We start from the raw sequence: 14,020 nt of genomic DNA, 5'->3' as shown, positions 1-14,020 counted from the left end.
CCCGCGACGGCATGACGATGGTCGTCGTCACCCACGAGATGGGCTTCGCCCGCTCCGCCGCCAACCGCGTGGTCTTCATGGCGGACGGCCGGATCGTCGAGGACCGCACCCCCGAGGAGTTCTTCACCGCACCCGAGAGCGACCGGGCCAAGGACTTCCTCTCCAAGATCCTCAAGCACTGAGGGGGACGGCCGTCATGAGAACCCACGCGCCGCGCGCCCCTCGCCGCGCCGCCGCCCTGCTGCTGGCCGGTATCGCCCTGCTCGCCGCCGCCTGCGGCAAGGAGGGCAGCCCGCCGGTCAAGGGCCCCGAGCCCGGCAGCCTGCCCGTCTACCGGGTCGCCACCGGTTTCCAGCTGCCCGGCTCGGCCACCTGGCGGCGGGCCAGGAGCCGCGGCCATCTCGTCGTCGGGGCCAAGGAGGACCAGCCCTACATGGGCGAGAAGGACCCCGCCACCGGCACCTACAGCGGATTCGACATCGAGATCGCCCGCATGATGGCCGCCTCCCTCGGCTTCGACCCGAAGACCGTCACCTTCCGCACCATCGCCTCCGCCAACCGCGAAACCGCCCTGCAGAACGGCCAGATCGACTACTACGTCGGCACCTACACCATCAACGACCTGCGCAAACGCCAGGTCGGCTTCGCCGGCCCGTACTACCTGGCCGGACAGTCCCTGCTGATCCGCAAGGACGAGAAGGGCATCGACGGCCCCCAGGACCTCGCCGGCAAGAAGGTCTGCTCGGCCGCCGGCTCCACCCCGCTCCAGCGCATCCAGCGTGACTACCCCAAGGCCAGGGCGGTCGCCTACGACACGTACTCGATCTGCGTCGACAACCTCCTCAGCCTCCAGGTCGACGCCGTCACCACCGACGACACCATCCTCCTGGGCTACGCCGCCAAGGCCCCCGACGAGCTGCGGCTCGCCGGCCGGCCCTTCTCCAAGGAGCCCTACGGCATCGGCGTGCCGCACTCCGACACCGCCCTGCGCCTCGCCCTCGACGACGCCATCGAGCAGCACGAGCGCGACGGCGACTGGAAGAAGGCGTACGACGCCACCCTCGGCCTGTCCGGGGTGCCCGCCCCGCGGCCTCCCGCCGTCGACCGCTACGGAAGCTCCTCCTGATGAACGTGCTCACCGACAACCTCGCCCTCTACGGCAGGGGCCTGCTCGGCACCGTCGAGCTCACCGTCTACGCCTCGCTGCTCGCCCTGGCGCTCGGCCTGCTCATGGCGGCCTTCCGGGTCGCCCCCGTCGGGTCGCTGCGCGTCTTCGGCACCGTCTGGGTGACGGTGCTGCGCAACACCCCGCTCACCCTGCTCTTCTTCGCGGTGCTGCTCGGCCTGCCCCGGTTCGGGATCGTGCTGCCGTTCCAGCTCTTCGCCGTCCTCGCCCTCGGCTGCTACACCTCCGCGTTCATCTGCGAGGCCGTGCGCTCCGGTATCAACACCGTGCCGACGGGACAGGGCGAGGCCGCCCGCAGCCTCGGCATGACCTTCAGCCAGACCCTCGGCGTCGTCGTGCTGCCGCAGGCGTTCCGCGCCGTCATCCCGCCGATCGGCTCGACGCTGATCGCGCTCGCCAAGAACTCGGCCATCGCCGGCTCCTTCAGCGTCACCGAGCTGCTCGGCGTGTACAAACCGCTCAACGAGCTGGGCTACAGCATCATCTGGTCGTTCGTCTGGATCGCCGTCGGCTATCTGTTCGTCACCCTGTCCATCAGCGCGATCTTCAACGTGCTGGAGAAGCGCTGGGGGATCGCCCGATGACCGCCACCGCCCTGTACGACGTCCCCGGCCCGCACGCGCGGTCACGGCACCGGCTGTACGGCGCCGCCGCCACCGTCGTCATCCTCGGCATCCTGGCGTGGGTGCTCTACCTGCTCTTCGACACCCAGCAGTTCACGGCGGCGAAGTGGCGGCCGTTCGAGTACCAGGGCATCCAGGAGCTGCTGCTGCGCGGCCTCGGCAATACGCTCAAGGCCTTCGCGATCTCCGCGGTGCTGGCCCTGGTCCTGGGCGGGGTCCTGGCGAGCGGACGGCTCTCGGAGCACCGGGCGCTGCGCTGGTCGGCCACGCTGCTGGTGGAGTTCTTCCGGGCCATGCCCGTGCTGGTCATGATTTTCTTCGTGTTCGTCGCCCTCAAGGTCCAGCCGCTGCCCGCCCTGGTGACGGGCCTGACCCTGTACAACGGCTCGGTCCTCGCGGAGGTCTTCCGCACCGGCGTGGACTCCGTCGACCGGGGGCAGCGCGAGGCGGCCTACGCGCTCGGGATGCGCAAGACGCAGGTGATGGCCCATGTCCTGGTGCCGCAGGCGGTGCGGGCGATGCTGCCGACCATCATCAGCCAGCTGGTCGTCGCCCTGAAGGACACCTCGCTGGGCTTCCTCATCACCTACGAGGAGTTCCTGCACGCCGGCAAGCTCATCGCCAGCAACCTGGACTACGACCTGCCGTTCATCCCCGTCGTGATGGTCATCTCGCCGATCTACATCGGCATGTGCATGCTGCTGTCCCGGCTGGCCACGGTGGTGGCCCGGCAGCAGCGGCGCAGCGTCAAGACCGAGGCGGTGGAGGTGGCCCCGGCAGAGCCGGGCACGGTGCTGCCGGGGGCGCCCGAGGCGCCGTAGCACCGGTGGGCGGTGGTGCCCGGGTGCGGCCCAAGGCCCGGGGGGCAAGCCCCCCCCAGGCCCCGTCAGGCCCCGTGACGGTCCGGCGGACAGCCGTCAGGCGTCGGCGCCCAGCCACAGGTCCGGGCCGAAGACCTCGTAGTGGATCGACGCCGCCGGCACTCCCGCGGCGAGGAGCTGGCTGCGCACGGCGCGCAGGAAGGGGAGCGGGCCGCAGAGGTAGGCGGTCGTGCCGGCCGGGATGTCGAGCGTGGACAGGTCGGCCGGCCCGGTGCGGTCCGCCGGCCGGGCGGCGTCCTGCGGGTGCTCGTACCAGACGTGGGCGGTCGCGTCCGCGAGCTTCTCCGTGAGCGAGTGGAGTTCGGCGCGGAAGGCGTGGGAGGTCTCGTCGCGGTCGGCGTGCACGGCGATGACGCGGCGGGTGGAGCCGGTCGCGGCGAGGTGGGAGAGCATGCCGATCATCGGGGTGCAGCCGATGCCCGCCGAGGCGAGGAGCACGGGGGAGTCGCCGTCCTCCAGGACGACGTCCCCGAAGGGCACGCCGACCACCAGCGCGTCCCCGACGCCCACGTGGTCGTGCAGATGGTTGGAGACCTCACCGGTGGGGATGCCGGTGACGCGCTTGACGGAGAACTGCAGTCCGTTCTCCGGCTCGCCCGAGAGGCTGTACTGGCGGATCTGCCGGGCGCCGTCGGGCAGGTCGACCTGGACGGAGACGTACTGGCCGGGCCGGAACGCGGGCACCGGGCGGTCGTCGACGGGGCGCACGACGAAGGTGGCCACGTCGGGCGTCTCGGCGTGGCGGGCCACGACCCGGCAGGGCACCCATACGTCGCCCTCCGGCGTGCCCGCCTGCTCGTACAGGCGCCGCTCGATGGCGATGAGGGCGTTCGCCATCAGCCAGTAGACCTCGTCCCAGGCGGCGGCGACCTCGGGGGTGACCGCGTCGCCCAGCACCTCCACGATGGCGGCGAAGAGGTGCTTCTGGACGACCGGGTACTGCTCGGGCACGATGCCGAGCGAGGCGTGCTTGTGGGCGATGCGGGCGAGCATCGCGTCGGGACGGACGTCCGGGTGCTCCACGAGGGCCGTGGCGAAGGCGGCGATGGCGCCCGCGAGGGCCTCGCGCTGGCTGCCGTTGGCCTGGTTGCCCCGGTTGAACAGATCCCGCAGCAGCTCCGGGTGCTCGGCGAAGAGCTTGTCGTAGAAGAGCGGGGTGATCTCACCGATGGCGCCGCCGACGGCGGGCAGCGTGGCGCGGACGATCTCGGTCGACTTCGGGGACAGCATCGGCGGCTCCTCATGTCCGGGCCTCAGCATGTTCGGGCCTCAGCGCGAAGAAAAAACTTGCATTAGAGATTCGCATTAAAGGGTGTGCGACGGCATCGGCGCGGGCGGCGGTGTGTCACCTTCCCGGCCGGGTTTCCAGGCTCAGCAGCACGGGTCCGGTCGGCGCGCCGGTCAACTCTTCGATGGTGAGCGGATCCAGCGCGGCGAAGAACGCCTCCTGCGCCGCGCGCAGCGCGCCCCGCAGCCGGCAGGCGCCGCGCAGCGGGCAGGGTGGCTCGTCCTCGCAGCCCACGACGTCGCCCGCGCCCTCCAGCTCGCGCACGAGCCGGCCCACCGAGCCGGTGCGCCCGGCGGGGGTGAGGGTGAGTCCGCCGCCCCGCCCCCGGCGGGCCTGGACGACCCCAAGGTGCTGCAACCGGCTGACGACCTTCGCGGCGTGCGTGTAGGGCACCCCGACCGCGCCGGCCACCTCGCGGGTGGTCGGCGCCTCGGCGTCGTCCGCCACGGCCAGGCGCATGGCGATGCGCAGGGCGATGTCGGTGCTCTTGTTCAGTCGCACACCGGACACGCTAGCTAATTGGATTCTGAGAGTCCAAATTTCCGGGAGCGGATCCGGTCACCTTTCGGCGGCGCCCGTTCACCAGCCCGCACACCACCAGCACGGCGGCCCAGCCGCCCGTGCACAGCACCTGTGTCCGGGACTCCGGCTGGATCACCATGACGACCAGCACCGCACCGATCGCGAGGAGGGCGAGCCGGGTGAGGTGCGGGAAGAGCCACATGCGCACCGGCGGCCCCGGCACCCCCTGCCGCTCGCGCCGGCGACGCAGCCGGAGCTGGGAGAGGCCGATCAGGAACCAGACGATCAGGATCGTCGCGCCCACGGTGTTGAGCAGGAACGGGAAGACCGTGTCCGGCCAGATCACGCTGAGCACGACGGCGGCGAAGCCGAAGGCGGCCGAGGCCAGAACGGCGGCCCGGGGCACGCCGCGGGTCACCCGGCCGAGGGCGCGCGGGGCGTCACCGCGCTGGACCAGGGAGTAGAGCATGCGCGAGGAGCCGTAGATGTTGGCGTTCATCGCCGACAGCAGTGCGACGAGCACCACGGCGTTCATGATGTGCCCGGCACCCGGGATCCCGATCCGCCCCAGCGTGCCGGCGTACGGGCTGGTGTGCGCGGACGTCCCGTCCCACGGCAGCAGGGTGACGATCAGCGCCATGGATCCGATGTAGAACAGACAGATCCGCCAGACGACGGTCCGGGCCGCCCGGCCCACCGCCCGGACCGGATCGGTGGATTCGGCGGCGGCGATGGTCACGGTCTCCAGCCCGCCGTAGGCGAACACCGCCGCCACCAGGCCGAGCGCCAGTCCGTGCCAGCCGTTCGGCATGAACCCGCCGTGCGCCGTGAGGTGGCGGGTGCCCGGCGGCTCGGCGCCGGGCAGCAGACCGAACACGGCGAGCGCGCCCAGCAGCAGGAACACGCAGATCGCCGCGATCTTCAGGCCCGCGAACCAGAATTCGAGGTCGCCGAAGCGCCGGACGGCCGCCAGATTGCTGCCCGTGAACACGGCCATGAACAGGGTCATCCACGTCCAGCCCGGCACCGCGGGCAGCCAGCCCGTCATGATGTCCGCCGCCCCTATCGCCTCCGCCGCGACGCTGACGACCAGCAGCGACCAGTACAGCCAGCCCGCCGTGAGCCCCGCCCAGCGGCCCAGTGCCCGGCTCGCGTGGACGGAGAACGAACCGGTGGCCGGTTCCGCGGCCGACATCTCCGCCAGCATCCGCATGACCAGCAGCACCAGACCGCCGGCCAGGACGTAGGCGACGATGATCGCCGGCCCGGCGGCCCTGATGCCCACGCCCGAGCCGACGAACAGGCCCGCTCCGATGGCGCCGCCCAGCGCGATCATCGACAGATGGCGCTGCTTGAGCCCGCGCGAGAGCGCGGCCTCCGTCGTAGTCGGTGGCGCGGAGCGGACCGGGGTGGGGGGTGGAGCGAGCATGGTGGACCGTCCTGGTTGTTCGAGGGCAGGGGTGGAACCTCTACCTACCGAACGCCGCCCCGCCGCACCCCTCGTGACCGCCCGTTCTGTCAGGTCGCGACACGGCCGGACGGTCCCCGAGATTGACAGCACGTCAACACGCGACGAATCTGGCCTGGCCGGAGATCGAAACGATCTCCGGCCGAAGACGTTCTCGACCCCTCGGAGGCAGTAGTGGTAAAGGTGCGCGCACGCGGCGCTCAATACGGGAGAGCGCTGGCCGCGCTCGGCGCGGCCTCGGCGCTGGCGGCGGGTGCCGCCGCCCCCGCGGCCGCCGCCGCGCCCGCCCGGGGCGGTGAGCGCTACGTCGCCCTCGGCGACTCGTACACCTCCGGCCCCGGCATCCCGCGGCAGACGGACGAGAACTGCGCGCGGTCCAGCGTCAACTACCCGTCCCTCGCCGCCAAGCAGCTGCACCAGAAGTCCTTCAAGGACGTCAGCTGCAGCGGCGCCACCACCGGCGACATGTGGCGCGCCCAGGGCACCAACGCGCCGCAGCTGAACGCGCTCGGCAAGAACACCCGGCTCGTCACCCTCGGCATCGGCGGCAACGACATCGGCTTCGGCGACATCATCCGCACCTGCGCCGGGCTCGCCTCCTCCGACCCGGCCGGCGCCCCCTGCCGCAAGCAGTTCACCCCCGGCGGCAAGGACGAGCTCACCGCGCGGATCAACGCCACCGCCCCCAAGATCGCCAAGGTGCTGCGGGACGTCCACAAGAAGGCCCCGAACGCCCGCGTGATCCTGGTCGGCTACCCGACGATCATGCCGGACAACGGCGTCGGCTGCCTCCCGTCCCTGCCCATCGCCCTCGGCGACGTGCCGTACCTGCGGGACACCGAGAAGCGGCTGAACACCATGCTCCGCGCGCAGGCGCGCGCCGCGCACATCCGCTTCGCGGACACCTACCGGCCGACCGCCGGCCACGACGTCTGCAAGCCCACCGCGGACCGCTGGGTCGAGGGCGCCCGCCCCGAGAACCCGGCCGCGCCCTTCCACCCCAACGCCCGGGGCGAGCAGGCCATGGCCACGGCAGTGGTCGCGGCGGTGCGCGCACACTGAGGCCTCGCCGGCGGACAGTTCTTCTGCCGCCGCCGTCCCCTGTCGGCGTGCGGGCCCCGCGAGTAGGCTCCGGGGCCCGTTCGCCCGAATGGAGGCAGAGATGATCCTCCCGAGTCCCGCGCGCCGCCGCGGGCGCCTGCCGGCCCTGGTCGCCACCGCGGCCACGGCCGGCCTCGTCGCAGCGCTGGGCACCGTCCCGGCCACCGCGGTTGACGCCCCGTCAGTCAGTACGCCCGCCAAGTCGCCCGTCGCCGTCGGCTACGGCGGCGCCGTCGCCAGCGTCGACCCCGACGCCTCGGCCGCCGGCATCGAAGTGTTGCGCGAGGGCGGCAACGCCGTGGACGCCGCCGTCGCCACCGCCGCCGCGCTCGGCGTGAGCGAGCCGTACTCGGCCGGCATCGGCGGTGGCGGCTACTTCGTCCACTACGACGCGCGCACGCACAAGGTCGAAACCCTCGACGGCCGTGAACGCGCCCCGCTCAGCGCCGGAGCGGACCTCTTCCTGGAGCACGGCAAGCCCATCCCCTTCGCCGACGCGGTCACCAGCGGCCTGAGCGTCGGCACCCCCGGCACCCCCGCCACCTGGGACACCGCCCTGCGCACCTGGGGCAGCCGCTCGCTGGGCCGGGTCCTGCGCCCCGCGGAGCGCCTGGCGCGCGACGGCTTCACCGTCGACGCGACCTTCCGGAAGCAGACCGCCGACAACCAGGCGCGGTTCAAGGACTTCCCCGCCACCGCCAAGCTCTTCCTGCCCGGCGGCAAGCCCCCCGAGATCGGCTCCCGGCTGAAGAACCCCGACCTCGCCAGAACCTATGAACTCCTGGGCGAGCAGGGCGTCGACGCCCTCTACCGCGGGGCCGTGGGCCGCGACCTCGTACGGACCGTGCGCAAGCCGCCCGTCGACCCGGCCTCCCACCGCGTCGCCCGCCCCGGCGACCTGACCGCGCGGGACCTCGGCGCGTACGCCGCCGAGAAGCAGGCCCCGACCCGGACCTCCTACCGAGGCCTGGACGTCTACGGCATCGCCCCCTCCTCCTCCGGCGGCACGACCGTCGCCGAGGCGCTCAACATCCTCGAACGCGGCGACCTGCGACGGCTGGACGCCACCACCTATCTGCACCGCTACCTGGAGGCCAGCCGGATCGCCTTCGCCGACCGCAACCGCTGGGTGGGCGACCCCGCCTTCGAGGACGTCCCCACCCGGCAGCTGACCTCCCAGCGCTTCGCCGACTCGCGCGCCTGCCTGGTCAAGGACGACGCCGTCCTCGTCAGCCCCCTCCGGCCCGGCGACCCACGCCATCCCACGCCCTGCGGCGCGACCGGCCGCGCGGCGCCCACCCCCTACGAGGGGGAGCAGACCACCCATCTCACGGTCGCCGACAAGTGGGGCAACGTCGTCGCCTACACCCTCACCCTGGAGCAGACCGGCGGCAGCGGCATCACCGTCCCCGGGCGCGGGTTCCTGCTCAACAACGAGCTCACCGACTTCTCCTTCACCCCGGTGACACCCGGCGTGCACGACCCGAACCTGCCGGGTCCGGGCAAGCGGCCGCGCTCCTCGATCTCCCCGACGATCGTCCTCGAGGACGGCCGGCCCGCCTTCGCCCTCGGCTCACCCGGCGGCGCGACCATCATCACCACCGTCCTGCAGACCCTCCTCAACCACGTCGACCGGGGCATGCCCCTCGTCGACGCGATCGCCGCCCCCCGCGCCAGCCAGCGCAACGCGGCCGCCACCGAGCTCGAACCCGGGCTGTGGGACAGCGCGGTGCGGGCCCGGCTGGAGGCGAAGGGCCACCGCTTCACCCTCAACCCCGAGATCGGTGCGGCGACGGGCGTCCAGCGCCTGCCGGACGGCCGCTGGCTGGCGGCGGCGGAGAGGACGCGGCGGGGCGGGGGCTCGGCGATGGTGGTCAGGCCAGCGCCGGAATGAGGTGCTCGCCGTACGCGTCGATCGTCGCCTCCCGCGCGTCGTGCATCGCGTACAGCGCGAACTGGTCCACCCCCAGCTCCCGCAGCCGCTCCAGCCGCTCCCGGTGGGCCTCCACCGGGCCGAGCAGGCAGAAGCGGTCGACGATCTCGTCCGGCACGAAGTCCGTCGACGGGTTGCCCGCCCGCCCGTGGTGGCTGTAGTCGTAGCCCGCACGCTGCTTGATGTACGAGGTGAGCGCCTCGGGCACCATGCCCGAGGCCTCCCCGTACCGGCTCACCAGGTCCGCGACGTGGTTGCCGACCATCCCGCCGAACCAGCGGCACTGCTCCCGCGCGTGGGCGAGGTCGTCGCCGACGTACGCCGGGGCGGCGACGCAGATCGTCAGCGCGTCCGGGTCGCGGCCGGCCTCCGCCGCGGCGGCGCGGACGGCGTGGATCATCCACTCGGTCAGATACGGGTCGGCGAGCTGGAGGATGAACCCGTCAGCCACCTGCCCGGTCAGGGCGAGCGCCTTGGGCCCGTAGGCCGCCACCCACACCGGCAGCCGGCCCTCGCGCACCCACGGCAGCCGCACCGTGGTGCCGCCCACATCCGCCTCGCGGCCCTCGGCGAGGTCCCGGATGACGCGGACCGCGTCGCGCAGCGCGGCCAGCGTGTTGGGCCGGCGGCCGGCGACCCGCATCGCCGAGTCGCCCCGGCCGATGCCGCACACCGTGCGGTTGCCGTACATGTCGTTGAGGGTGGCGAAGGTCGAGGCGGTCACCTCGGGCGTACGGGTGGAGGGATTGGTGACCATGGGCCCCACGATCAGCCGCTCGGTGTGGTCGAGGATCCGGCTGTGGATCACGAAGGGTTCCTGCCACAGCACGGCGGAGTCGAAGGTCCAGCCGTAGCGGAACCCGGCCGCCTCGGCGCGCCGCATGAGGTCGACGACGGCGGTGGCGGGCGGGTCGGTCTGGAGGACGAGGCCGAAGTCCAACGCTGGTGCTCCTTACGCGAATGACAGGGGTTACGCGAGGTACTGGCAGGTGGAGCGGGGCAGATAGCGGCCGTGCCCGGCCCGTCCGGTGAACCGCCGCCGGTCGATGACGACCTCGCCGCGCGAGAGGACCGTCTCCACCCGGCCGGTGATCTCCTTGCCCTCGTACGCCGAGTAGTCGACGTTCATGTGATGGGTGGCGGCGGAGAGCGTCTGCCGGGCCTTGGGGTCGTAGACGACGATGTCGGCGTCGGCGCCCGGCGCGATGGTGCCCTTGCGCGGGGCGAGGCCGAACATCCGGGCCGGGGCGGCGCAGGCGATCTCGATCCAGCGACGGCGGGTGAGGTGCCCGTCGACGACGGCCTGGTGCAGCAGGTCCATGCGGTTCTCGACGCCGGGCAGCCCGTTGGGGATCTTCGAGAAGTCCCCGCGGCCCAGCTCCTTCTGGCCGGTGAAGCAGAAGGGGCAGTGGTCGGTGGAGACGACCTGGAGATCGCCGGTGCGCAGGGCCCGCCACAGCGCGGCCTGGTGCTCGCGGGGCCGCAGGGGCGTGGAACAGACGTACTTGGCGCCCTCGAACCCGGGCTCGGCCAGGTTGTCGGTGGACAGGAAGAGGTACTGCGGGCAGGTCTCGCCGAACACCGGCAGGTCCAGCGCCCGGGCCCGGGCCAGTTCGGCGACGGCCTCCTGGGCGGAGACGTGGACCACGTACAGCGGGCTGCCGGCGACCCGCGCGAGGGCGATGGCGCGGTGGGTGGCCTCGGCCTCCAGCAGCGCCCTGCGGACCTCGCCGTGGTGCCGGGGGTCGGTGCGTCCGGCGGCGAGGGCCTGTTCCACCAGGACGTCGATGGCGATGCCGTTCTCGGCGTGCATCATGATCAGCCCGCCGTTGCCGGCGGCGCGCTGCATGGCCCGCAGGATCTGCCCGTCGTCGCTGTAGAAGACCCCGGGGTAGGCCATGAAGAGCTTGAACGAGGTGCAGCCCTCGGCCACGAGGTGGTCCATCTCCTTGAGCGTTCCCTCGTTCACGTCGGAGAGGATCATGTGGAAGCCGTAGTCGATCGCGCACCGGCCCTGCGCCTTGGCGTGCCAGGCGTCCAGCCCCTCGCGCAGGGACCGGCCGCGGCTCTGCACCGCGAAGTCGACGACCGTCGTCGTGCCGCCCCAGGCCGCGGCGCGGGTGCCGGTCTCGAAGGTGTCGGAGGAGAAGGTGCCGCCGAAGGGCAGTTCGAAGTGCGTGTGCGCGTCGACGCCGCCGGGGACGACGTACCGGCCGGTGGCGTCGATGGTCACGTCGGCGGTCCAGCTCCCGGCCGCGGTGCTGCCGGGGGCGGCCAGGGCGGCGACGCGGCCGTCCTCGACGAGCACGTCCGCCGTGGTCTCCTCGGCGGCGGTGATGACCAGGCCGCCGCGGATGAGCGTGCGGGTCATGGCTGCTCCTTTCCGCCGACGGCCTGCTGGACCTGGCGCAGCGCCTGTTCGAGCATCCAGGCGCCCTCCTCGGCCTCGGCGACGGTGAGGGAGAGCGGGGGAGCGATGCGCAGCACGTTGCCCGGGCGGCCGCCCTTGCCGATCAGCAGGCCGTGGTTGCGGGCGTGTTCGAGGGCGAGGGCGGCGGCGCGCGGCGAGGGCGAGCCGTCCGGCTCGGTCAGCTCGATGCCGATCATCAGGCCGCGGCCGCGCACCTCGCGGACCACGGGCAGCCCGGCGGCGACGGCGCGGAGCCGTTCGATGAGGAGACCGCCGACGCGACGGGCGTTGCCCTGGAGGTCGTGCTCCAGGAGGTGGGTGAGGTTGGCGAGTCCGGCGGCCATGGTGACGGGGCTGCCGCCGAAGGTCGAGATGGAGTTGGCGTCCAGGCAGTTCATGACCTCGGCGCGGGCCACGACGCCACCGATGGACATGCCGTTGCCGATGCCCTTGGCGAAGGTGAGCAGATCGGGCGGGCCGCTCGCGGCGTGCGCCTGCCAGCCCCAGAAGTGGTCGCCGGTACGGCCCCAGCCGGTCTGCACCTCGTCGCTGATCCAGAGGATGCCGTGCCGGTCGAGAACCTCGCGGAACGCGGCGAACAGCCCGTCGGGCGGGGAGGTGAAGCCGCCGACGCCCTGCACGGGTTCGGCGATCAGCGCGGCGACGGGACCGTGCGTCTGGCCGAGCATGTCCTCCAGGTCGGCGACGCACGCCTCGGTGAACCGCTCGTCGGACAGCTCGGCGTAGGGCCCGCTCGTGCGCACGCCGCCGTGCACGTAGAGGGTCTGGAGCGGGGAGAGACTGGTCGGCGACCAGGCGGTGTTGCCGGTGATGCCGACCGTCGTGAAGGAGCGGCCGTGGTAGCTGTTGCGCATGGCCAGGACCTGGTTGGAACGCCGGTGGACGGTGGCCAGCAGCAGGGCCGTGTCGTTGGCCTCGGTGCCGGAGGTGGTGAAGAAGACGCGGGCGTCGGGGATGCCGGAGAGGGCGGCGATGCGCTCGGCCAGCTCGACCATGTGCCGGTCGAGGTAGAGCGTGGAGGTGTGCAGGATGCGCCCGGCCTGCTCGGCGACCGCCTTGGTGACCTCGGGCAGCGCGTGGGCGGTCATCGTGGTGAGGATGCCGCCGAAGAAGTCCAGGTAGCGCCGGCCCTCGGCGTCCCAGACGTGCCGGCCCTCGCCGTGCGTGAGCTCCAGCGGCTCTTGGTAGTAGAGGGCGAGCCACTCGGGCATCACGGCGCGGTGCCGCTCGTGCAGGGTGCTCACGGCCGCACCAGCCCCTCGTACGCGTCGGGCCTGCGGTCGCGGTAGAACGCCCACTGGTGCCGTACGTCCTCGATCAGCGAGAAGTCGAGGTCGCGGACGACGAGCTCCTCCTTGGTGTCGCTGGCGACGTCACCGACGAACTGCCCGCGCGGATCGACGAAGTAGGACGTGCCGTAGAAGTCGTTGTCGCCGTACTCCTCCTGGCCGACCCGGTTGATGGCGGCGACGAAGTACTCGTTGGCGACGGCCGCCGCGGGCTGCTCCAGGCGCCACAGATGGGCCGACAGGCCGCGGGAGGTCGCGGACGGGTTGTAGACCAGCTGGGCGCCGTTGAGGCCGAGTTGGCGCCAGCCTTCGGGGAAGTGGCGGTCGTAGCAGATGTAGACGCCGACCCGGCCGACGGCGGTGTCGAAGACGGGCCAGCCCAGGTTCCCGGGCCTGAAGTAGAACTTCTCCCAGAACCCCTTGACCTGCGGGATGTGGTGCTTGCGGTACTTCCCGAGGTAGCTGCCGTCCGCGTCGATCACGGCGGCGGTGTTGTAGTAGAAGCCGGACCGCTCGACCTCGAAGACCGGCACGACGATCACCATGCCGGTCTCGCGGGCCAGTTCGCGCATCCGGCGCACGGTGGGGCCGTCCGGTACCGGCTCGGCCCAGCGGTAGTGCTCCTCGTCCTGGACCTGGCAGAAGTAGGGGGCGTTGAAGACTTCCTGGAAGCCGATCACCTTGGCGCCCTGCGCGGCGGCGGCGCGGGCGTGCTCCTCGTGCTTGGCGATCATCGACTCGGTATCACCCGTCCAGGTGGCCTGGACCAGTGCGGCGCGGACTGCGTGGGTCATTGCTGCTCCTCTGCCGGGGCGTGAGCCAGCGGACACGCGAAGATCCCGCGTGTGCATGCGACCGTAGGACCCGGCACCCCGTGGGGCAAGACCGTCGCGGGCGTGGCGTCGGGCCGCCCGCGCCGAGGAGCCCGGCCGAGATGACAGAAAGGCATCCTTGCAAGTTTGCCTGTCTTTTTCTAGGGTGGCGCCATGACCGCCACCACGCTCGACCCGAAGACCGCCCTCGTCCTCGTCGACCTGCAGAAGGGCATCACCGCCCTGCCGACCGTCCATCCCGCCGAGGAGATCGTCGAGCGCGGCGCCCGGCTGGCCGCCGCCTTCCGCGAGCGCGGCCTGCCCGTCGTCCTGGTCCGCGTCGTCGGCACCGCGCCCGGGCGCGCGGAGGCCCCGAACCGCACCGGCCGCCCCCCGGCCGGCTTCGCCGACCTCGTGCCCGGGCTCGACCGGCAGGACGACGACATCGTCGTCACCAAGCACAACTGGGGCGCCTTCCACGGCACC

The 14,020-nt window shown here is 72.3% G+C and carries 13 protein-coding genes and 1 pseudogene; 7 read left to right on the top strand and 7 right to left on the bottom strand.

Translation table 11 applies throughout. The features are described 5' to 3' along the window. From AB0K09_RS19885 to AB0K09_RS19870, 4 genes and pseudogenes are all read left to right on the top strand, one after another. Nucleotides 1–182 (top strand): annotated as a pseudogene (locus tag AB0K09_RS19885) (amino acid ABC transporter ATP-binding protein); the annotation flags it as partial. Nucleotides 183–196: 14 nt separating this feature from the next. After that, nucleotides 197–1,126, top strand: coding sequence for a glutamate ABC transporter substrate-binding protein (locus tag AB0K09_RS19880; protein WP_366066693.1), 930 nt, complete (start codon nucleotides 197–199; stop codon nucleotides 1,124–1,126). Then, entirely contained in the window at nucleotides 1,126–1,770 is a 645-nt protein-coding gene (locus AB0K09_RS19875; protein ID WP_366066692.1) for an amino acid ABC transporter permease, read from the top strand. The genes AB0K09_RS19880 and AB0K09_RS19875 overlap by 1 nt, the downstream gene beginning before the upstream one ends. Further along, nucleotides 1,767–2,630 (top strand): amino acid ABC transporter permease, encoded by an 864-nt coding sequence (locus tag AB0K09_RS19870; protein WP_366066691.1) that lies wholly within the window; start codon nucleotides 1,767–1,769, stop codon nucleotides 2,628–2,630. Before AB0K09_RS19875 ends, AB0K09_RS19870 begins: the two co-directional genes overlap by 4 nt. Nucleotides 2,631–2,726: 96 nt before the next feature. Here AB0K09_RS19870 and AB0K09_RS19865 read toward each other — a convergent pair whose 3' ends face one another. The 3 genes from AB0K09_RS19865 to AB0K09_RS19855 all read right to left on the bottom strand — a co-directional run bounded on the left by AB0K09_RS19865 (nucleotide 2,727) and on the right by AB0K09_RS19855 (nucleotide 5,929). After that, complete coding sequence (locus tag AB0K09_RS19865; protein ID WP_366066690.1) at nucleotides 2,727–3,920, bottom strand: globin domain-containing protein; 1,194 nt, start codon at nucleotides 3,918–3,920, stop codon at nucleotides 2,727–2,729. Nucleotides 3,921–4,035: 115 nt separating this feature from the next. Next, complete coding sequence (locus AB0K09_RS19860) at nucleotides 4,036–4,479, bottom strand: Rrf2 family transcriptional regulator (RefSeq protein ID WP_366066689.1); 444 nt, start codon at nucleotides 4,477–4,479, stop codon at nucleotides 4,036–4,038. Nucleotides 4,480–4,489: 10 nt separating this feature from the next. Beyond that, a complete protein-coding gene (locus AB0K09_RS19855) occupies nucleotides 4,490–5,929 on the bottom strand; it encodes an amino acid permease (RefSeq protein ID WP_366066688.1) in 1,440 nt (479 codons plus the stop codon). Between the two features lie 222 nt (nucleotides 5,930–6,151). Between AB0K09_RS19855 and AB0K09_RS19850 the strand changes: the two genes are divergently transcribed. Together AB0K09_RS19850 and ggt are read left to right on the top strand one after the other, a co-directional pair. Next, on the top strand, nucleotides 6,152–7,030 hold the full coding sequence (locus tag AB0K09_RS19850) for an SGNH/GDSL hydrolase family protein (protein ID WP_366066687.1): 879 nt from the start codon (nucleotides 6,152–6,154) through the stop codon (nucleotides 7,028–7,030). 100 nt (nucleotides 7,031–7,130) lie between these two features. Beyond that, nucleotides 7,131–8,963, top strand: coding sequence for a gamma-glutamyltransferase (gene ggt / locus AB0K09_RS19845; protein WP_366066686.1), 1,833 nt, complete (start codon nucleotides 7,131–7,133; stop codon nucleotides 8,961–8,963). Here the strand turns inward: ggt and AB0K09_RS19840 are convergent. From AB0K09_RS19840 to AB0K09_RS19825, 4 genes are read right to left on the bottom strand one after another with little or no spacing between them, the layout of a single operon-like run. Continuing rightward, nucleotides 8,944–9,942 carry a TIGR03842 family LLM class F420-dependent oxidoreductase gene (locus tag AB0K09_RS19840; RefSeq protein WP_366066685.1) on the bottom strand — a complete coding sequence of 333 codons (999 nt, stop codon included), beginning with the start codon at nucleotides 9,940–9,942 and terminating at the stop codon, nucleotides 8,944–8,946. The genes ggt and AB0K09_RS19840 overlap by 20 nt on opposite strands. A 30-nt stretch (nucleotides 9,943–9,972) precedes the next feature. Beyond that, nucleotides 9,973–11,373: a dihydropyrimidinase gene (hydA, locus tag AB0K09_RS19835; protein WP_366066684.1), complete on the bottom strand. Its 1,401-nt coding sequence runs from the start codon at nucleotides 11,371–11,373 to the stop codon at nucleotides 9,973–9,975. Next, nucleotides 11,370–12,644, bottom strand: coding sequence for an aspartate aminotransferase family protein (locus AB0K09_RS19830; RefSeq protein WP_366066694.1), 1,275 nt, complete (start codon nucleotides 12,642–12,644; stop codon nucleotides 11,370–11,372). The genes hydA and AB0K09_RS19830 overlap by 4 nt, the downstream gene beginning before the upstream one ends. 29 nt (nucleotides 12,645–12,673) lie before the next feature. After that, entirely contained in the window at nucleotides 12,674–13,516 is an 843-nt protein-coding gene (locus AB0K09_RS19825; RefSeq protein WP_366066683.1) for a nitrilase-related carbon-nitrogen hydrolase, read from the bottom strand. 192 nt (nucleotides 13,517–13,708) lie between these two features. Between AB0K09_RS19825 and AB0K09_RS19820 the strand changes: the two genes are divergently transcribed. Further along, nucleotides 13,709–14,020 (top strand): isochorismatase family protein (locus tag AB0K09_RS19820; protein WP_366066682.1); only part of this gene is annotated, 312 nt, incomplete at its 3' end.

This window comes from Streptomyces sp. NPDC049577 (assembly GCF_040675635.1).
GTDB lineage: Bacteria > Actinomycetota > Actinomycetes > Streptomycetales > Streptomycetaceae > Streptomyces.
This window is presented reverse-complemented; position numbering and strand designations above follow the sequence as displayed.